The 19453-nt window shown below is 44.3% G+C and carries 15 protein-coding genes and 2 tRNA genes; 9 read left to right on the forward strand and 8 right to left on the reverse strand.

The annotated features are described in order from the left end of the window. Nucleotides 1-40 precede the first annotated feature (40 nt). The gene (gene adhE, locus LYZ37_RS10215; RefSeq protein WP_272785415.1) at nucleotides 41-2743 is read right to left on the reverse strand and encodes a bifunctional acetaldehyde-CoA/alcohol dehydrogenase; all 2703 of its coding nucleotides are present in this window, start codon (nucleotides 2741-2743) and stop codon (nucleotides 41-43) included. A gap of 613 nt (nucleotides 2744-3356) precedes the next feature. Between adhE and LYZ37_RS10220 the strand changes: the two genes are divergently transcribed. Further along, nucleotides 3357-3995 carry a YchE family NAAT transporter gene (locus LYZ37_RS10220; protein ID WP_004748498.1) on the forward strand — a complete coding sequence of 213 codons (639 nt, stop codon included), beginning with the start codon at nucleotides 3357-3359 and terminating at the stop codon, nucleotides 3993-3995. Nucleotides 3996-4044: 49 nt separating this feature from the next. Next, nucleotides 4045-4893, forward strand: coding sequence for an ion transporter (locus tag LYZ37_RS10225; RefSeq protein ID WP_272785416.1), 849 nt, complete (start codon nucleotides 4045-4047; stop codon nucleotides 4891-4893). Here LYZ37_RS10225 and LYZ37_RS10230 read toward each other — a convergent pair. After that, nucleotides 4890-5300, reverse strand: coding sequence for a hypothetical protein (locus tag LYZ37_RS10230; protein ID WP_272785417.1), 411 nt, complete (start codon nucleotides 5298-5300; stop codon nucleotides 4890-4892). The two genes, LYZ37_RS10225 and LYZ37_RS10230, sit on opposite strands and share 4 nt — an antisense overlap. Before the next feature lie 71 nt (nucleotides 5301-5371). Then, nucleotides 5372-6487 carry an aspartate-semialdehyde dehydrogenase gene (gene asd / locus LYZ37_RS10235; RefSeq protein WP_272785418.1) on the reverse strand — a complete coding sequence of 372 codons (1116 nt, stop codon included), beginning with the start codon at nucleotides 6485-6487 and terminating at the stop codon, nucleotides 5372-5374. Between the two features lie 448 nt (nucleotides 6488-6935). On the opposite strand from asd, the gene nhaC reads away from it, so the two are divergent. Beyond that, nucleotides 6936-8372, forward strand: a complete 1437-nt coding sequence (gene nhaC, locus LYZ37_RS10240) for a Na+/H+ antiporter NhaC (RefSeq protein ID WP_272785419.1) — start codon at nucleotides 6936-6938, stop codon at nucleotides 8370-8372. A 55-nt stretch (nucleotides 8373-8427) separates the two neighbouring features. On the opposite strand, the gene LYZ37_RS10245 is transcribed toward nhaC, so the two are convergent. The 3 genes from LYZ37_RS10245 to yejK form a co-directional block, all read right to left on the reverse strand. Further along, nucleotides 8428-9576: a chemotaxis protein gene (locus LYZ37_RS10245; protein WP_272785420.1), complete on the reverse strand. Its 1149-nt coding sequence runs from the start codon at nucleotides 9574-9576 to the stop codon at nucleotides 8428-8430. Between the two features lie 68 nt (nucleotides 9577-9644). After that, nucleotides 9645-10949, reverse strand: coding sequence for an Hpt domain-containing protein (locus tag LYZ37_RS10250; RefSeq protein ID WP_272785421.1), 1305 nt, complete (start codon nucleotides 10947-10949; stop codon nucleotides 9645-9647). A 105-nt stretch (nucleotides 10950-11054) separates the two neighbouring features. Then, complete coding sequence (gene yejK / locus LYZ37_RS10255; protein WP_272785422.1) at nucleotides 11055-12056, reverse strand: nucleoid-associated protein YejK; 1002 nt, start codon at nucleotides 12054-12056, stop codon at nucleotides 11055-11057. An 84-nt stretch (nucleotides 12057-12140) separates the two neighbouring features. Here yejK and LYZ37_RS10260 point away from each other — a divergent pair, with 84 nt between their 5' ends. From LYZ37_RS10260 to LYZ37_RS10275, 4 genes are all read left to right on the forward strand, one after another. After that, a complete protein-coding gene (locus LYZ37_RS10260) occupies nucleotides 12141-12365 on the forward strand; it encodes a YejL family protein (protein ID WP_272785423.1) in 225 nt (74 codons plus the stop codon). Nucleotides 12366-12393: 28 nt separating this feature from the next. Next, nucleotides 12394-14199, forward strand: coding sequence for a DUF3413 domain-containing protein (locus tag LYZ37_RS10265; protein ID WP_272785424.1), 1806 nt, complete (start codon nucleotides 12394-12396; stop codon nucleotides 14197-14199). Between the two features lie 54 nt (nucleotides 14200-14253). Continuing rightward, nucleotides 14254-14330, forward strand: a tRNA-Pro gene (locus LYZ37_RS10270). Nucleotides 14331-14588: 258 nt separating this feature from the next. Next, nucleotides 14589-14679: transfer RNA gene (locus LYZ37_RS10275), tRNA-Ser, on the forward strand. Between the two features lie 98 nt (nucleotides 14680-14777). Here the strand turns inward: LYZ37_RS10275 and LYZ37_RS10280 are convergent. Further along, on the reverse strand, nucleotides 14778-15260 hold the full coding sequence (locus tag LYZ37_RS10280; RefSeq protein WP_272785425.1) for an NUDIX domain-containing protein: 483 nt from the start codon (nucleotides 15258-15260) through the stop codon (nucleotides 14778-14780). A gap of 9 nt (nucleotides 15261-15269) precedes the next feature. Beyond that, complete coding sequence (locus LYZ37_RS10285) at nucleotides 15270-16193, reverse strand: histone deacetylase family protein (RefSeq protein ID WP_272785426.1); 924 nt, start codon at nucleotides 16191-16193, stop codon at nucleotides 15270-15272. A gap of 565 nt (nucleotides 16194-16758) precedes the next feature. On the opposite strand from LYZ37_RS10285, the gene LYZ37_RS10290 reads away from it, so the two are divergent. Beyond that, nucleotides 16759-18087 carry a carbohydrate porin gene (locus tag LYZ37_RS10290; RefSeq protein ID WP_272785428.1) on the forward strand — a complete coding sequence of 443 codons (1329 nt, stop codon included), beginning with the start codon at nucleotides 16759-16761 and terminating at the stop codon, nucleotides 18085-18087. 359 nt (nucleotides 18088-18446) lie between these two features. After that, on the forward strand, nucleotides 18447-19442 hold the full coding sequence (locus LYZ37_RS10295; protein ID WP_008077980.1) for a LacI family DNA-binding transcriptional regulator: 996 nt from the start codon (nucleotides 18447-18449) through the stop codon (nucleotides 19440-19442). Nucleotides 19443-19453: the final 11 nt, after the last annotated feature.

Consider the following 19453-nt stretch of genomic DNA (forward strand, 5'->3'; position numbering starts at 1 on the left):
TCGTGCTAGCGAAAACTTATCTCATGCTGAGTCTTACTTATTATGCTTCAGCTTTTGCTTTCTTAGCTTTAGGCGCTGCTTTTGCTGCTTCTTGGTCTGCTTTCTTCTTGATAACTGTAGTACCTTCGAAAGTTTCACCTTCAACAAATGCTTTACCGTAGTAAGACGCTAGTAGAACTTCTTTTAGCTCAGTGATTAGAGGGTAACGTGGGTTAGCACCTGTACACTGGTCATCGAATGCTTCAACAGCTAGCTCGTCTAGTTTCGCTACGAAGTCCGCTTCAGAAACACCTGCCGCTTGGATAGACATTGGAATGTCTAGGTTGCCTTTTAGCTCATCCAACCATGCTAGTAGACGTTCAATCTTCTGAGCAGTGCGGTCACCTTCTTGGCTTAGGCCTAGGTGGTCAGCAACTTCAGCGTAACGACGGCGTGCTTGTGGACGGTCGTATTGAGAGAACGCAGTTTGCTTAGTTGGGTTGTCGTTCGCGTTGTAACGAACAACGTTAGAGATTAGTAGTGCGTTCGCCAGACCGTGTGGTAGGTGGAACTCAGCACCAATCTTGTGAGCCATAGAGTGACAAACACCTAGGAATGCGTTCGCAAATGCCACACCAGCGATAGTTGCTGCGTTGTGTACTTTTTCACGAGCGATTGGGTCGTTTGCACCATTCGCGTAGCTTGAAGGTAGGTACTCTTTAAGCATCTTAAGCGCTTGTAGAGCCTGACCATCTGAGTATTCGTTAGCAAGAACTGATACGTAAGCTTCTAGAGCGTGAGTTACTGCATCGTAACCACCGAACGCTGTTAGAGATTTAGGCATGTTCATTACTAGGTTAGCATCAACGATAGCCATGTTTGGCGTGATTTCGTAGTCAGCTAGTGGGTACTTAGCACCTGTCTTGTCGTCGGTAACAACCGCGAATGGAGTAACCTCTGAACCCGTACCTGAAGTTGTAGTGATACAAACAAGCTCAGCTTTTTTACCCATTTTAGGGAACTTGTAGATACGTTTACGGATATCCATGAAGCGCATTGCTAGTTCAGCGAAGTGCGTTTCTGGGTGCTCGTACATTACCCACATGATCTTAGCTGCATCCATTGGAGAACCGCCACCTAGTGCTAGGATAACGTCTGGCTGGAAGCTCTTCATTGCTTCAGCACCTTTCTCAACAACAGATAGTGTTGGATCCGCTTCTACGTCGAAGAATACTTGAACTTCGATGCCTTGAGCTTTAAGTAGTTTCACTACTTCGTCAGCGTAACCGTTGTTGAATAGGAAACGGTCAGTAACTAGGAATGCGCGTTTCTTACCTTCTAGGTCGCCAAGAGCGATTGGAAGGCTACCACGACGGAAGTAGATAGACTTAGGTAGTTTGTGCCACAACATGTTTTCAGCTCGCTTCGCTACAGTTTTCTTGTTGATAAGGTGCTTAGGACCTACGTTCTCAGAGATAGAGTTACCACCCCATGAACCACAACCTAGAGTTAGAGAAGGTGCTACGTTGAAGTTGTAAAGGTCACCGATACCACCGTGAGTAGTCGGGATGTTTACAAGAATACGTGCAGTTTTTAGCTTGTCACCGAAGTAACGAATGCGATCTGCGTTTGTATCTTGGTTAGTGTATAGGCCAGATGTGTGACCGATACCACCGATTTCAACCATAGTTACCGCTTGAGCAACTGCGTCTTCGAAGTCGTCCGCGCGGAATAGACCTAGAGTTGGAGATAGTTTCTCGTGAGCGAATGCGTCGTCGTAAGAAACTTTACCTAGACCTTCACCAACAAGAACTTTAGTGTCTGCAGGAACTTTAACGCCCGCTAGCTCAGCGATTGCTGCTGCTGGCTGACCAACGATCTTCGCGTTAAGTGCGCCGTCGATAAGAAGAACTTTGCGTACTTTATCTGCGTCAGCTTTGCTTAGTACAACGGCTTTGTGAGTTGCGAAACGCTCTTTCACTTCGTCGTATACTTCGTCAACTACGATTGCAGCCTGTTCAGAAGCACATACTACGCCGTTATCGAACGTCTTAGACATTAGGATAGAAGCTACTGCACGTTTAACGTCAGCAGTTTCGTCGATAACAACAGGAACGTTACCCGCACCTACACCGATTGCTGGCTTACCAGAAGAGTAAGCGGCTTTAACCATGCCTGGACCACCAGTAGCTAGGATAAGAGCGATGTCGTCGTGCTTCATTAGAGCGTTTGAAAGCTCTACAGATGGTTGGTCAATCCAACCGATGATGTCTTTTGGAGCGCCCGCTGCTACTGCTGCGTCTAGAACCAGTTTAGCTGCATCGTTCGTTGAGTTTTTCGCACGTGGGTGTGGCGAGAAGATGATGCCGTTACGAGTTTTTAGAGAGATTAGAGATTTGAAAATCGCAGTAGAAGTTGGGTTAGTTGTTGGTACGATACCACAGATAATACCTACTGGTTCTGCGATAGTCATTGTACCTAGGTTGTCATCCTCTTCTAGGATGCCACACGTTTTTTCGTCCTTGTATTTGTTGTAGATGAACTCTGAAGCAAAGTGGTTTTTGATAACCTTATCTTCAACAATACCCATGCCAGACTCTTCAACCGCTTGCTGTGCTAGCGGGATACGAGCGTGGTTAGCTGCTAGAGATGCTGCACGGAAGATTGCATCGACTTTCTCTTGAGAGAAAGTAGCAAACTCTGCTTGAGCCGCTTTAACGCGAGCTACCATTGCATCTAGTTCAGCCAAATTAGTTACAGGCATAGTGAATCTCCTAAATTAATAAATATTAAAAACTTTTTAGTAAGGTCACTGTGATTGAAGGAACAGAGTTCTTAGTAAATTGCTTTCAGGGCTGAGTATATTATTTCAGGTTGTGAAAAAAATTGACCCAGATCAGTTCTGAAAAAATATTTACCTACTAAGTGGTACTTGAATCTCAAATTTTCCTATATATTCATTAAAATCATGAACTTAAATCACATATTATTATTGAGCATTTTTACAGCAGTTAAACCCATTGATTAGCTAAATGACCATATTTTGTAAAAAAGTTTCATTTTCTGACCACAAACTTACATGTAATCCATAAACCTTGTGCTACTGAGAGTATATCCGAAGCAATTTATCTCTCTATAATCGGTGTTATTTTTTATTGAAAATGTGCGAATGTTAACGTTTATGTCAAACGCTCAATCTTCAACCTCCATTCTACGTAACAAAGTGTGTCATTAGTGTTTACGTTTTTTTCAATAATAAGATTTTCTCAGTAATGAAATAGATTTAGCTTTAGTTTTTTTCATTCGTTCACGGCTAGATTTTCGACTATATTCCGCATGTAATCCGTTCCCTCTTTTACTTTGTTTAGGCATACAGAATGCAAACGTTCGAAATCGCAATCTTTTTGCAGTTTTTTCTCGGCTTAGTCGCAGCAGTTAACCCTGTTGGCATCATGCCTGTGTTCGTATCTTTGACCGGTCATATGACTCAAGAAGAGAAAAACAAAACGGCTGTTACCGCTAATTTAGCAGTGGCTATTATTTTGGTTGTCTCTTTAATGGCAGGCCAAATGCTGCTCGATATGTTTAGTATTTCACTAGATTCGTTTCGCGTGGCAGGTGGCTTGCTGCTGCTAAGTATCGCCTTCTCGATGATGAGCGGTAAGCTCGGTGAAGATAAGCAGAACAAACAAGAAAAGTCGGAGTACGTTAGCCGCGAGCAGATTGGTGTTGTGCCATTAGCCATGCCCCTTATGGCAGGCCCTGGTGCAATCAGCTCAACGATTGTCTATGGCTCTCGCTACCCGGGAATGTTTGATACCGTCGGCATCATAGTCACTATTGTACTGTTCGCTCTGTGTACATGGCTGCTGTTCCGCTCTGCACCACTTATCGTGCGATTCCTAGGTCAAACAGGCATTAACGTCATCACGCGTATTATGGGTCTTATTCTAGGCGCTCTTGGCATTGAGTTTATTGCTAACGGCTTACGCAATCTCTTCCCAGGGTTAGCCTAATTAAATTAATCGGTTATGATAGAGCGACCTAAATCAATATCGCTCTATCATGCCGAGACACTCTTTAAAGCATCACCTCTACGTTATTATCTTTGGTACCCACACAAAAGCGGGTCGAGCATTCGATCTTGCGCTTATCGTGGCGATTTTGTCTTCTTTGATCGTACTGGTCTTAGAATCAATACCATCGATTAAAACGAGTTGGGGTGTACAGCTTAGATATGTTGAGTACACTTTTACTGCTTTGTTCACACTGGAGTACTTGTTAAGACTCTACTGCTCTCCAAAGCCAGCCGCTTATGCGAAAAGCTTCTACGGTGTGATTGATTTGCTGGCGATTCTCCCCACCTATTTAGCCTTCTTCTTCCCGGCAGCATCATTTATGGGTGTGATCCGAGCATTGAGAATAATGCGTATCTTCCGCATCTTAAAACTGGTGCGATATCTACAAGACTCGAATATCTTGCTCAGATCTCTGCTAATGGCTAAGCGTAAGATTTTTATCTTCTTTACCACAGTTGCTATTTTAGTCACCATTTTTGGTGCATTGATTTATGTGATTGAAGGGCCGCAGAACGGCTTTACTAGTATCCCACAAAGTATCTACTGGGCGATCGTGACCATTACCACGGTTGGATATGGTGATTTAGTGCCGCAAACCGCCTTGGGTAAAGCCATCGCTTCGATGACGATGCTTTTAGGTTACTCAATACTAGCAGTGCCTACTGGCATTATTACTGCTGAACTAAACCAAGAGATGAGCTCACACAAGACACTGGTTAAATGCCCGAACTGCATGCAAACAGGACATGATAGTGATGCACTGCACTGTAAGCACTGTGGTAGCGAACTCGCAGACCCTGATCAGCGTGTGGTGCCTGTAGAGAAATCAACTTAGCTTTGAATAACGTCTCGCTGGTCTAAGTATTTGACGGTCAACCAACCGAAGACCAGCGCGCTAAGCCATGACATGACCGCAAGCCAACTTAGCCAAGTACTTATCACAAGCCCACTCGCCATTAACATACCAATGTAGTACGTCACCCGAGAAACTCTTTGCCTGTGGCTATTCGCAGCCCACACAGCCGCCAAAATGGTCGCACATGCTGATAGGCCAACCCCGATCACATCAGAAATGAAGACGACATCGTTCCACCAGTCGACATAGCATACGCCACCACTGCCAAACTCTTCTGGGCAGAATAGTATCGCGGCCAAGGAAATTAACTCACCAACCAGCATATGGGTAACGATCCATGCTGCAATCGCCGCAACGATAGTAAGAAAGATACGCAGGATACTCATTGATTACCTTAATAAAAAAGACCCTACTAAAAGAGTAGGGTCTTGATTAATAAAGGCAAGTTTAATTGAAATTAGGCTTTTTCACTTAAGATAATACGTAGTGTACGACGTAACGGCTCTGCCGCACCCCATAGCAGTTGATCACCAACAGTGAATGCGTTTAAGAAATCATCTCCCATTGCCATCTTACGTAGACGACCGACTGGAATAGACAATGTGCCTGTTACTTTGGCAGGCGTTAGCTCCTGCGCTGTAATATCGCGATCGTTCGGGATCACTTTAACCCAATCGTTGTGCGTCGCGATCATCTCTTCGATCTCATCCATAGGCACATTTTGCTTCAGCTTGATAGTCAGCGCTTGAGAGTGACAACGCATCGCACCGATACGGACACAAGTTCCATCAATTGGCACTGGCGCTTCTTGGAAACCAAGAATCTTGTTTGCTTCAACCCCTGCTTTCCACTCTTCTTTGCTTTGGCCATTGTCACGCTTAACATCAATCCATGGGATCAGAGAGCCAGCTAGTGGCACACCAAACTTATCTGTTGGGAAAGAGCCGCCGCGCATGGTGTCAGCCACTTTCTTGTCGATATCTAAAATTGAACTTGAAGGATTAGCTAGCTCAGAGCTGACGGAATCATTGATCACACCCATTTGCGAGATCAACTCACGCATGTTTTGAGCGCCCGCACCCGAAGCCGCTTGGTAAGTCATCGCGCTTGTCCACTCAACCAGACCTTTCTCAAATAGGCCACCTAAACCCATCAGCATCAAACTCACTGTACAGTTACCACCAACAAAGGTATTTGTACCACCGTGGATACCTTGTTGGATCTGGCTTAGGTTGACAGGATCTAGCGTAATAATCGAATCTTGCGCCATACGTAAAGTTGATGCGGCATCAATCCAGTAGCCTTTCCAACCTGCTTGGCGTAGTGCTGGGTAAACTTTCTCCGTGTAGCTACCACCTTGACAAGTGATCACTGCATCTAGCTGTTTTAGGCTCTCAATATCAAAAGCATCTTGAAGTAGGCCTGCCTCTTTACCTAAGTTAGGTGCAGGAATACCGATCTGAGATGTGCTGTAAAAAACTGGCTCAATAAGGTCAAAATCTTTCTCTTCAACCATTCGCTGCATTAGCACAGAACCCACCATGCCACGCCAACCGACTAAACCTACTCTCATTCTCAACTCTCCGTGTATTCAATTTTAAAAAGGGAATAGCTCAATATTCAATTTTCGCAGCAAAATCTCAAGAGAAAATTGCATCAAATCTGTAACTTTTATTTCTTATTTCGTTAATGCCGACCAGAAGCCTTGTTTTGTAGACTTTTTCACCACTTGTTATTTACCTATACAAAAACACGCCACAGACAAAACAACAACGAAAAGTTCGTGCTACACAATATTTACAATTAGAAACAACTATCACGATAAGATTTAACGTTTAACCACATTTTTAACTAGCAATAATTTAATCAACAGACACAACTCACACGAAAGCGACAATTTATCGAAATATTATTCTATCTAATGTAGAGTGCCCTACGTCCTTAAAAAGGGGTTAATACTCCTTCGTAAACAGAATTGTTCCACTGTTTACATTTGCTAATAAACAATTAAGAGGCTCCGTATGACACAACATACTCCCCGTCTGCCAAGCTTGATGCAGGTTGTTGTCTCCCTTGGGTTATTCTTGCTAATGGCGTTTTCGTTCACCGCCAAACTTGATTTACCCATTCAGCTAGCTCTATACATTGGCTGGTTCATTATCATCGTTTTAGGTATCCGTTTAGGTCACAAATACAAAGAGTTAGAAAAAGCAGCTCTGAACGGAATTTCTAACGGACTAGGTGCCGTACTCATTTTACTTGCCGTTGGTGCTTTGGTCGGTACCTGGATCTCAGGTGGTATTGTTCCAACCATCATCTACTATGGTCTGAAAGCTATCCATCCTTCAATTTTCCTTTTAGCCACGATGATCATCTGTTCCCTAACCGCTCTGGCGACAGGTACATCATGGGGCGCCGCGGGTACTGCTGGTATCGCGATGATGGGTATCGGTCAAGGTCTCGGTGTTCCTGCGCCAATTACCGCAGGTGCTGTCCTATCTGGCTGTTACTTTGGCGACAAGATGTCTCCGCTTTCTGACTCAGTTATCTTAGCTTCATCAATGTCTAACGTTGAAGTAGTTGAGCATATTAAAGGTATGCTGCCAGTAGCCCTGATCAGTTACATTATTACCGGTATCATGTTTACTGCGTTTGGCTTCCACTACGCGGGCAATGTTGATATGTCCCAGGTGCAATCTGTTATTCAAGCGATGGAGCAACAGTTCTACATTACACCTTACTCTTTTGTTCCTGTGGTTATCGTGCTTGGTTTGCTCGCGATGCGCATGCCTTCTTTCCCTGTTATCAGCTTTGGCTCACTGCTGGGTATTATCTGGGCAGTAATGATTCAGGACGTAAACTTCCTGCAAGCGTTCAATACAGCTTGGGCACCTTTTGAGATTGAATCTGGCGTTGGTTTCATTGATTCGATTCTTAACCGAGGCGGTATGTCATCAATGCTTGGTTCTGTGGCTGTTATCGTATTTGGTTTAGGTTTCGGCGGCCTACTAGATAAAGTCGGTGTACTAGAAACGATTGCTAAACTGTTTGAACGTCGCGTTCAAAGCGCTGGTTCTCTAGCAACTAGTACCATTGGTACTGCGTTTATGGGTAACGTATTTGGCTCAGCGATGTACGTATCTCTTATTCTAACGCCTAAGATCTGTGCTAAGAACTACGACCGTTTGGGCTACAAACGTAAGAACCTGTCGCGTAACGCTGAGTTTGGTGGCACATTGACTTCAGGTATGGTTCCATGGAGTGACAACGGCATCTACATGGCGAGTATTCTTGGTGTTGCAACTCTCTCTTACGCGCCATTTATGTGGTTGAGCTTCGTATGTATCATCGTCACTATTATCACATCTTACATGGGCTGGTTTGTTGATAAGTGTGAACCGACAGCGACTTCTGAGGTTTTAGAAGAAGAGACAGAACTCACTAAGCAAACAGCTTAAAAACACTCAACAAATAGCAAAAGCGCCTACACTGAGGCGCTTTTTTATTACTTATCTATTCGACCTTCTTGGCCGCACTCCGTTTACCTAACAGGTAACCTAAGCCTAATGGTGCAAAGAAAATTGCAACGATAAACAACACAAAGTAGATGATAGTGCTCTTAATCAATACCACGAGCTTATCCATCGCAAGAGCAACAACGTCTTGCGAAACTTTATCAATATCTTGGGCAAACTTTTCTCTTTCAGCACTGATGATTAAGGCAATTTCAGCACGTTCGCGGGCGACCATTTGCTCTAGTGCCTGACGCTCAGAACTCAATTGCTCCAACCTATCCGCGGTACGATTATCAATCTCTTGCACCAGCGGTTGCAGTTGAATCGACATTTGACGAGCAAGGTCTTCCATATATTGAGGGTTGTTGTTAACGAAATCTTGGAACGACTCAGACGTCAGCTGAATACTCTTAAGCGTTTCTGTCAGTTGTTCACCACTGACGCTACTGTTCATCGCGATAAGCTGCGCCTTCCAAGTCATGAGTTTAGGCGTCTGCTCAGAGACTAAACTCAATCGATCAGACACATCCCCTAGCGCTTCTGGCATAGTCCCGAGCGTCGAGACGGCTTCATCTTCACTGATTTCATGCGCTTGTAACCAAGCACGATACGCTGGAGTACGGATGAAAGAGAGATCTTCAAATGGATGAGCGCGAGCAAAATCCGTCACAAACTGCTTCGTCGATTTATAGTGCGTCCCTTTGAATAATGATTTCGCGAGTTTATCGATTTCAGTGGTAAGTTGATTGGATACCTGCTGCGCATGTGGTGTGCTAAATAGCTCTTTACCTGCACCCGATGCGAAAAACTGATTCATCTGCTCGGTAAACACCCAAGCATCGACCAAAGCTGCAGTCGGATTGACTTGGTAAGTCGATTGCTGGATACCCTCTTCCGCATTTATTTTCCATAGTAAGACGTAGGATTGGTGCACTTTATCCTGTGAGTCATAACTAGCAGAGATAGCATCCGCAGCTTGCTCTACTTGAGAAAAAAACTGTTGGGTATACTCACGCGTCAGCAAACGCATGTTCAGCTCTTGTTGGGTTAGCGGCGTAGTTTGGCTATCAAACTTAACCTCAAGTAATGAACAGCCACCACTCAACAAAATAGCAGTTAGAAGCCAAATTTTAGCAAAACGGCTCATTTGAATTTTCAACCTCAGATAGACATAAAATACGCGCGATATTCTATACCTTAAAAGTCAGAATACAGTTAACTATTGATAGTATTACGCTCTTTTAAGAAAACTCTGGCTTCTTCAATAGCGCGATCTAGGCGAACTTTCAGCTCTTCAACCGTGCTTGCCTCGACGTTATTGGTATCCTTGAGCGCGACTTCAACTTTACCCGCGGCCTCACGTAACTTAGTCGCACCTAGGTTGCCTCCGACCCCTTTTAAACTGTGAGCTTTTCGTTGTGCTTCTTCAGGAGACTCATTGACTAGTTGAACGATTTTATCCGCATCTCCGGTATGATCTTCAATAAAGACTTCAAGCAACATACACACTGATTCCATATCGTTGTTTAACGACTCTAGCATCTTGTCGAAATCAATTTCACTTTCGTTCGTTTCCGGCATTGGCGTCACTGGCTCGGCTTGTACGGCCGGATTCTCGATAACGGGCTCAACAATGGGGGCTTGTGGTGGGGTCACGACAATGTCAGCAACTGGGGACGAACTTGCTGCACTTTCTTCAAGTTTGGGAGTCGACGGTTTTGTCTCAGCCTCACCCCGATGAGACGGCAAGATAGTTGCTCTGGTTTCACTGGCGCGAAGGAGAGATAAATAGCCTCCCAGAACAACCAAGGTCAGTAAGAACCCGAAAATAACATGGCGAATGAGTAATTGATCAAACTCACCCCGTAACACACTGATCTGATTCAGCACATCGTGAGTTTGCAGCTTCTCGACAATATATCGGCCTTGCGCGTAACCACCGAGAACACTAGAGACTTGCGCTAGCACCTGTTGTAAATCTTGACGCTCTTTGGCTGATAATTGATTAGATTGAGAGTAAATGCTATCGAGATCTCGATAAACCTGCGGGCTAGAAGTACTATCACCAAACACAGCTTCAAGCACATTAGCGCTGAGTCGGAAGTAGATCACTTCTGTGCTCTGCCCCTGATAACGTTCTCGCATTGTACCAATCTGGTCAACCAAACTCAGGAGATCAAGATTGTTATCTAAGTAAACTTGAGACTGTTCGATGAAGCGATCGGTGGTAAACAACAAGCGATTGATGTCTGGCAACAGCCAACTGCTTTGATAGTGAGCATCAAGCTGAAGACGTAGGGCGTAGATAAGCTGCAAATTAAGAGATTGAGAGTCTGCCATGTTGACTCTATACGGCGAGTCAAAAGAGAAAGCATCGCGCAGTTCTTGGATACTCGTGCCTAGTTCATAGACCTGTTCTTTAGTAGCTTCTATTGAACGGTAACTGCTCGCAATAACAGCAATACTCACAATCCATATTGCTAACAATGCCCAGCCAATTTTCAGCGCTTTCCCATCCATGCTCTTGCCTGTAGATAAATCCCTAGTAATACAAGAATATACACTATCAAGCAGAAGTGGAGGACTAACTGGCAAAATGTTGCAGTCAGTCCTATTCTAGATAGGCTATTTATTACGTGTTAACTGGTCACGTAGATTTGGTGGTGTGCCTTTGATCGTTAACGTATCGGTTTCTGGATCGTAAAAAATACGCTCACCAAGCAGTAAGCTATCAAAACTTACATTCAGGCCACCGCCCGCACCCACATACTTTGTCAGTTTGCGCACAGCCGCGCGATCACCAGGGAAGCTTTCTTCAAGTTCATAACCCTGCTCTTGAGTGTAATCTAAGAAACTGGTGCCATCTTGAGATGGAGGCAGTTCACCAGACAGTTCACGAACTTGAACCTCATCACCTGATTTGATTTGCTCATTACAGTAATCAGCGACTTGTTTTTTGTAGCTGATAGCTTCGTCTTTCTCTAACTTAGAGTCGGCACAGAAATCTTCGACTGCTTGCATCAACACTTGGTTTTGTACTTTGGTGTCTAAACCGACTTCTGCTTGTAGGAAATCGAGGAAAAAGTCAGCCACTTTACGACCAACACGACCTTTGATGTAAGCTAAGTAACGATTTGACTCTTTGTCAGTCTCAAAGCTGGTTAAATCGATTCGCGCTGCAATATCCATCTTGCTTAAGTCAAGGTAATCTGTTGCGCTGATCTCTAGACCTTCTGTCACTTTAAGGCTCTGATTTGACGGAATAATCGCTACAAAAAGATAATCTGTCGCCAGTGACTGATATTCAGCAAAAACCAAGATGCCTTCGTCAGCAAATGGGTATTTTGATAATTCATCTTTAAGGCGGTTAGCACTTAACTGTGAGAAATCGTAAAAGTTTTGATTTCCTTGACGAAGATCTTGCAACCAGTTGTTAAATTCGCTGTCAGACTTAAAAGAACCAAAGCCTTTACCGGCTTTCGAGTTGAACACACGATGAAGCTCGGCAACTAGGTCTTCGGTCGAAGTATCATTAGATAGAGACTCTGAACGAAAGTTAACAACTAGTTCATCTGCGTCGTTTTTCTGTAATTGATGTAGGATAACGTTTGAAAGATGAAGGCTCATGATGAAATTTATCGCCGCGTAGGTTTCAGTTGCGTGGCATTGTAGGTTATCATAAGCCGCTTTACTATCATCATTAGAGTCTTTATGCCGATTACATCTAAATACAGCGACGAGCAAGTAGAACGAATCCTTACAGAAGTAGCTGCGGTACTTGAAAAACATGCAGCGGGTCCAGAGCTTGCGTTAATGATTGCTGGAAATATCGCTACCAATGTCTTAAATCAAGATGTTGCTGCTTCACAACGCAAAGCAATTGCTGAAAAATTTGCAGAAGCGCTTGTTTCTTCAATTGAAGATAAAAAACACTAAGAATAATAACGGACAATAGAACACTTACATGGTCGATAACGGAAATACATACGGTGAACGCGTATCGCGTTTAGTGGGATGGGGACACTGGTTCGCCTTTTTCAACATCATCGCTGCAATGCTGATCGGTACCCGTTATATCTCTCAGTCTCCGTGGCCAGAGACCCTACTTGGTCAATTCTACTTGATGATTTCTTGGGTCGGTCATTTTGGCTTCCTCGTTTTCGCCTTATACCTGTTGGTTCTATTTCCACTCACCTTTGTCATACCGTCACGAAAACTGTTTCGTTTAGTGGCGGTCTGTTTTGCAACTGTAGGGTTGACGATCCTACTTATCGACACGCAAGCCTACCAAACCATTAACTTGCACCTAACGCCGGTTGTTTGGGAAGTGTTGTTTAGTGACGAGAGTTCGACGATCAGCGTCGATCTACAGCACTTGTTTATTGTCTTACCACTGATATTTTTACTCCAACTCGCGTTGTCTGAGTGGGTATGGCGTAAACAACGTAAACTGTCACACAAACATGTCGGCCGCCCATTATCGGCGCTGTTTTTCGTTAGCTTTATTGCTAGCCACCTTATTTACGTGTGGGCGGATGCTTATTTCTATAATCCGATCACCGCTCAGCGCGCCAATTTCCCACTCTCCTACCCAATGACGGCGAAGTCATTTATGGAAAGACACGGCTTATTGGATCGCGAAGAATACCTAAAGCGCCTTGAGCAAAGCCAAGATAGCATTGAGTTAGTAAGCTACCCGCTCGAAACCATTGAGTTTAACCGCCGTGCTAATCCGCTTAATATCCTAGTCGTAAGTGTTAATAACCTGCGCTCTGACATGCTGACCGAACAGGCTATGCCTGCGACTTACGAATTTGCGCAGAACAACCTGAACTTCACCAACCACTACAGTTCGAGCAACGATTCGTTTGGTGTATTTGGCTTGTTTTATGGTTTACCAAGCAGCTACTCAAGCAGTATTAAAGCCCAAGGTTCAAAGCCTATCTTGATCGATACCTTGCTTGAAAAACAGTACCAATTTGGTCTGTTTAGTGCAGATAATTTTGACGAGCCTCTCTACGGTGAAACCGTTTTCCGTGGCATGAACTTTAATGGTATCGCGTTTAACGATGCTAAATCGGCGGATAACCAAGCAATAGATGCTTGGTCTGATTGGGTACAGCAGCAGGGCAAGAAACCTTGGTTTAGTTACATTGAACTGACCACCGTAGATAATTTCAGCGCCTACAACGACAGCGACCAACAGCTGCCGACTGGTGAAAAGCTAAAAGCGGGTTACAAAAACTCAGTTAGCCAAGCAGACTCTGAGTTAAACCATCTGCTTGAGCAAGTAAACAATCTAGAGCTTGATGAGTCGACAGTGATTGTCATTACCTCTAACCACGCCACTGAGTTTAATGAAACCAAGACTAATAGCTGGGGTTCAAACACCAACTACAGCCAGTACCAATTAAAGGTTCCTATGATTATTCATTGGCCTGGCAAACTGGCCGGTGAATACAAGCACAGAACTAGCCACCTAGATATGTCAGTGACCCTACTGCAAGACTTACTTGGTGTATCATCTAACCCAACAGACTTTAGCAGCGGTCGTAATCTATTCGATGAGCGCAAACGTCGTTGGATTCTAGCCGGTGATTCTCGTGAACTTGCTTTGATTACGGCAAAAAACACCACGGTGATTGATAAGTTTGGCAATTACAAACTGTACGATTCCAATTACCAACGCTTAAAAGATGAAAATCCGACGCTACCTGTGTTGATGCAAGGCTTGACTGAGTTGCAGCGTTTTTACGCAAAAAGTAACTAAATCATAGCCTTATAGGATTGACCCTCTAATCATTTAAGTTTAGATTAAAGGCATCGGACTGTAGCGCAGCTTGGTAGCGCACCGTCATGGGGTGTCGGGGGTCGCAAGTTCAAATCTTGTCAGTCCGACCATTACACCTAGAGCCTGTTGTTTTTATAAACAACAGGCTTTTCTTTTGCTTGGTAATTAGCTTCTCGTAGCAACTGACGCATTCCCTTTCCTCCCAAAGGCTGACTAGCAAACGGCTGTTTTCACTCGTCAAACATTGTAAAAGTATAATAAATCTTCGCCTATTCAAGTTTTTACCGCCAAACGCTCATTATTAAAGCAAACAGTAAAATTAGGGGTTTACAACTTTTCTCAACCTCTATATTATTCGCTTCAACAACGGAGAGATGGCTGAGTGGTTGAAAGCACCGGTCTTGAAAACCGGCATACGTTAATAGCGTATCTAGGGTTCAAATCCCTATCTCTCCGCCACATTCAAAACCCTAGTCGAAAGACTGGGGTTTTCTCGTTTTTAAGCCCCTAGTTAAGCGCAATCTACGCTTCAGCTATCATTCAGTAAAAAAGCTATTCTAAAGATAATCGATATCTTCATGCTCTCCCTGAACATAACTGCCAAGGTGAGTAGAGAAGCGTTTTGTCTCAATCAGTTCGATAAGCTTATCTTTGAGTTCTACTGGATACATTCTTTTATCTGCGAGTTCCGTTAGTGCTAGCCACTCGACATCCTGAATATATTCCTCATCGTTTAAGCCCGATAGATTATCGAGATTCGGAACTCCGCAATAAGATTCGATCAAATAGAAGAACTCAGCGTGGTAGCGCTGTTTATGCGTTTCGAGAAACTCCCTTACGCAGATAAGCTCTCCAACTTGGACATCGATCCCCGCCTCTTCTTTAAACTCACGCACCACACAAGCTTTCGAGCTTTGATCGCTTGGCTCCATACCACCACCGGGGGGAATCCAATACTCACCCGTGAAGTCTTTCACTTTAACAAGTAGCATTGCACCGTCTTTAATCAGTATTCCTGCGGCGCGAATTCTGTGTTCCATGATAATCCTTTAACTTACGTATACGTTCAGTGCAGCGCGAATAAGCTGCATATGGATTGGGACAAGCGCTTGATGCTCTGTACGATACCCACCACCAACTACACATGCTATCGGTAGCTGTTTTTCCTGAGCCAGTTGAAACATAAACACATCTCGCGTGTAGATAGCGTCACTTGAGATGTTCAAATACCCTAGCTCGTCATCTTCATGAATATCAACGCCTGCGTCATATAGAATGAGATCGGGCTGATGTAGATTAACGGCCATTTCAACCACCGAAGTGAATGCCTCAAGAAACTCAACATCCCCCGTTTCTCTGCCTAACGGTACATCGAGATCAGAATCTGGCTTGCGCGCAGGGAAGTTCTTATCACAGTGGAAAGAGAGCGTAACTATTGCATCCTCTTCTTCACACAGTGTTGCCGTACCATCTCCATGATGCACATCGCTGTCAACAATCAAAACCTTATCTATCCCTTCAAGAGTCAGGGCCCTTTTGGCTGCCAACACCAGATCGTTCACTAAACAGAAGCCACTACCAAAATCCCTGTGCGCATGGTGATATCCGCCGCTTAAATGGATAGCGACACCATGCTTAACGGCCTGATGAACCGTTTCGCAGGTTCCACCAGCAGACGTCAGCGTCCGAGTAATCAGTGTTTCGCTCCATGGAAACCCTATACGACGCATCTTTGGCGCAGGTAGTTCACCTGACGTAAGAAGTTGTATGTAGTCAGGACAATGAACTTGACTCACTTCCACCTGATCAACCGGGGCTGGCTGCACATATTGAAAAGCCTGCTGCCATATCGGGTTTACAGCTCGCTGCTGCTCTATTGCTTCAAACAACAGTCGATATTTATTGATTGGATAGCGATGCCCATCAGGCAGCGGCAATTCGGAATAGAGAGAGTGGTAAATCAGAGGAATCATAACAACACAAAGTCCATAAGCTTGGATTCATGGTATCAGCTTGATTTGCGGTTGCAAAACAAGTTAAATGATAATAATTATCAATACAAATTAAGAGACTAATTTTGAATACTCGATACTACTTGTTACTAGGGGTTGCGGCTGGAACTTTATCTGCGCTGTTTTTGTTTCTAGCGATGTTATTAAGCAGTTGGTTTTTGTTACGAATGGTTCTTTCCTAGCCGTATAGATCGTCATAGATTGTAAGAATTTTACGTTCTATGAAAACTTTCATAATGGTGAAACCATTCAAAGCAAGAGGCTTTTTTAAGTGCAAAGCATTTGAATGTAACGTGATACACCTTATAGAAAATCATGAAATGAAAGCGATTTCATTAAATTCATCACCTGTGAGAAATATAGATATCCAATTGTTTTTAATATTAATAAACGACTCCCCACTCTAGAGTGTAGTTTCATGACAGTCTCCTCCTAGGCGTGGTGTGAAGCGCACTAAGCTTTTCATCCATTTCATTTTTTAAGATTCCCAATAGAACAAAAACACAATGTCATATAGGGAATTATCATGAAAAAACTTAAGCTATTGCCTATTTCAATTGCAGTGGCAGCTTCGCTTGCTTCCGTCACCTCTTTTGCTACTGAAACTGAACTACAGGCTCTCGAACAACGCATCCAGGAACTGGAAAGCCGGATGCAGACCGATTACGTCAACGACCAGCAACCTGCCGTGCTATCACCTGATATTGAGGTTCCTCTTGGAGTGGTCTTCTCTGGCTATGCTCGCTATGGTGCGCATTACCAATCCGGTGACCAAAAATATGTTCAGGTCGATGGTTCATTTAACGGCTCGTCAGCGATCGGTCGTTTAGGCAACGAAGGCAATGGCGGAGAGTTCCAGTTGGCAAAAGTTTTTCAAAGTGACAATGGCGCTATCTGGGATGTTGTGATGATGTTCGACCATTGGGGCGATGAGGTAAACATCAAAAAAGCCTACGCTGGTGCAACCAACGTATTTGAAAGCCAGCCTAACGCTTATGTATGGGCAGGGCGTGACTTCCACCAGCGTCCACAACAAGGCATTAATGATTACTTCTGGATGATGCACGATGGCCAAGGTGGCGGTATCAATAACCTAGAACTTGGCTCAATCAAACTTGATTTTGGCGTAGTAGGTGCCGTTGACAGCTGTAGCCCAACGATAGAACCAGGTGCGAATCCTTCAATCAATTGTACTGGTGGTGCGGGTACTGGCGACAGTGGCGCTTACGCTTTCACTTCTAAACTGCATGGGGTTAATCTTGGTTTCGCCGACCTTGAGCTGTACGCTAACTACGGATTTGATTCAGAAGCGATTGATGATGCAAAGAGCATTAATGCATACCAACTAGGAGCAGTTTTCTCTCGCCCACATGACAATGGTTCCAACCGACTGGTACTAAGGTACTCTGATAACGCGGATAATGGTGTTTTCTGGAAAACCGATAATCTGACGACGCTCTATGCGAGCTTTGAAGGTAATTCTAATCTTGGTGAAAGTGCCGCTGTTGAGTACTTGCTTGCCTACCACGATTACTCAGTAGATGGCTCTTCTAAGGTCGAAGATGAGCGAACCAACTACAGTGCCATCGTTCGCCCTATGTACTTCTGGAATGATGTCCACTCGACCTGGTTGGAAGCGGGTTATCAAGTAGTCGACTATGCGAGAGCCTCTGATGACAACTCTGGTTGGAAAGTGACCCTTTCACAAAACATCGCCTTTGATTGGGGATCGGGTGCACGTCCAATGCTCCGCTTCTACGCAACAGCAGGCGAAGTCGACAATAAAGCTACCGCAACAACAACCGCTAAGCAAGATACCTTTAGCCTAGGCGCCATGTGGGAAGCCTGGTGGTAATCAGCACAATACTGTCCAACTATTTCGCTAGCAATCTCATTATTCCGCTAGCTGCTTTAACTTAACTCCAAACCATTTGAGCCGCTTTTTAGCGGCTCTTTTTTTGTCGATAGCAAAACCTAGATTCAATCATCCCAGCAATGCATTTGTGCATCAAATAACCATTTCATGAAACAGTTTCATGAGGTAGATAGAAACTGCATACCGCTTCATCCTTTGAACAATAAGGCTTTTCAGGGCTTATTTGAGTGTGATTTTTCTCACATAGGCTTTAACTAAGATCTTTAATACTAAGCCTCATGAAAGCGGTTTCGAAAACGTTCATGCGTTCAAGTGAAAAGCAGTTGTAGAGGTAAGTTGTGGCAACCATAAAAGATGTTTCTGAGTATGCAGGTGTTTCTCAAGCGACAGTATCTCGCGTCATCAATGGCACGAGTCGAGTAAGCCATGACAAAAAGCTCAAGGTAGAGAAAGCCATTCAAGTTCTAGGCTACCGACCAAACTCGATTGCTCAAGCACTCGCATCTAGCCGCACTGGCAGCATTGGCATCATAGTCCCTGAGCTCGGTGGTCCGTTTTATTCTGGCATCCTGCATAGTATTGAAAAAAGGTTACGCCGTTTTGGCTACCACGTCATCGTCACTGCTGGCTCAAATACTGAACAGGGCCAACGTGAGTCGGTGGAGTTCCTACTCGGGCGTCGAGTCGATGCAATGATTTTACACACTCAGCACCTCTCAGATGACTACCTCACAGAGCTAGAAGCAAAAGGAGTGGCTTTGGTTTTGGTCAATCGTTTCGTACCAGAACTAGCGCAGAACTGTATCGAAATTGATAACGAATTAGGGGGCCAACTGGCAACCGAATATTTGTTGCGAATGGGGCATCGCGACATTGCATGTATTACCGGCCCTCTGGACAAATCAGATGCACGGGGGCGTCTGCAGGGTTACCGCAAAGCGATTGAAGAAGCGGGACTCCTGTTCGACGAAGCACTGATTTCAGAGGCCGGTTTTACCGAAGAGTCTGGCATAAGCGCAATGCGCAAGCTGCTCAAGCGTGAACGACCTTTTACCGCCGTTTTTGCCAGTAATGATCATATGGCGTTCGGCGCTTTTGAGGTATTGAAAGAGCACAACATTCAGGTCCCAGAACAGGTGTCACTGATTGGTTTCGATGACATTTTGTTTGCTCGTTATATTTCGCCGCCTCTTACAACCGTGAATTTTCCCATTGAGCAAATGAGTGCCGAAGCGGTTCAACTGGTTATTCAAATACTCAACAAAAACAAGCGAGATGTGAGCTTCAAACTGTCACCTACCCTAGTGCCTAGAAGCTCAGTAAAACAACTCTAAATAAAGTCATT

Origin of the sequence: Vibrio tubiashii, assembly GCF_028551255.1 — a bacterium.
GTDB classification, from domain to species: Bacteria; Pseudomonadota; Gammaproteobacteria; order Enterobacterales; family Vibrionaceae; genus Vibrio; species Vibrio tubiashii_B.